The sequence below is a fragment of the Kitasatospora aureofaciens genome (assembly GCF_019192735.1).
Classification (GTDB): domain Bacteria; phylum Actinomycetota; class Actinomycetes; order Streptomycetales; family Streptomycetaceae; genus Kitasatospora; species Kitasatospora aureofaciens_A.
Genome location: NZ_JAHTKP010000178.1, coordinates 1 through 1,105 on the forward strand (window position 1 = coordinate 1; position 1,105 = coordinate 1,105).

General features: G+C 67.2%; 1 pseudogene. It reads right to left on the minus strand.

Annotation, left to right across the window (positions count from 1 at the left end):
- Positions 1 to 22 precede the first annotated feature (22 nt).
- A pseudogene (locus KV557_RS41855) lies at positions 23 to 1,026 on the minus strand (IS5 family transposase).
- Between the last annotated feature and the right edge of the window lie 79 nt (positions 1,027 to 1,105).

Sequence of the window (1,105 nt, forward strand, 5' to 3'; positions counted from 1 at the left end):
TAGGGAGCGTATTTGGTCGTGATCAAGGAGCAGTTTTGGTGAGGTCCTTGATCCAGATCATTGCGCCGCGGAGGTGGAGGCCGGCGAGGTAGCTGCCGGGTGTCTTGTCGTAGCGAGTGGCGATGCCTCGCCAGGCCTTCAGCTTGTTGATCAGGCGCTCGACCGTGTTCCGCTCTTTGTAGAGGTCGGCGTCGTGGCTGACGGGCCGGCCGCCTGCGCTGCCCTTCTTCTTTCGGTTGGCGGCCTGGTCCCTCTTCTCCGGGATGACGGCCTTGATCCTGCGTCGACGCAGGTGGGCGCGGTTGCCGCGGGATGAGTAGGCCTTGTCCCCGGCGACCGCGTCAGGTCGGGTGCGGGGACGACCGACCGGCCCGCGGACCCGCAATTTCTTGAGCACGGGGACGAACTGCGGACTGTCGGCGGCCTGCCCCTCGGTCAGCACGAACACCAGCGGGCGGCACTTCCGCTCGCCGGCAACATGGATCTTGCTGGTCTGCCCGCCTCTGGAGCGCCCGAGCAGCGCGGTCTTCAGGCGGAGCTTGCGCCGCCGCCGGGCACGTCGTCGCTCTTCGCGTTCTGGATCATCTGCGGCGTCCTGTCCGTCTTGTTCCTTCGGTCCGCCCCTTTTTGCCGGGCCTTCTCCGCCTCGTCGGCGGCCTTCTCCAGGGCCGCCAGAGCGTCGGGGCCCAGGTGCATCCCGGCGGCGTCGTGGTGGGCCCGAACGGTGGTGGAATCCACGCTGACCAGCGACAAGTCCACCTCGCCCCGCCTCGCGGCCTCCGCGATCGCGCCCTCCATCAGGGCTTCGAAGACGCCCGCGTCACGCCACTGCCGGAAGCGATTGGAGACGGTCGACCACGCACCGAACTCCGACGGCATCTCCCGCCACTGCCCTCCGGTCTTGAACCGCCAGATCACGCCCTCGAACTGCTGCCGCAGCCGCTCCGGGTATGGGCCGTACTCGCCGACCGGCAGGTACGGCTCGATGAACTCCCACTCCGCATCAGTCAGTTGCGCTCGCGTCACGCGACATGGTCTACCCGATCAGGCCTCGCCATGAGGGCGAATCCCACAGATTGATCACGACCAAATACGCTCCCTAGTG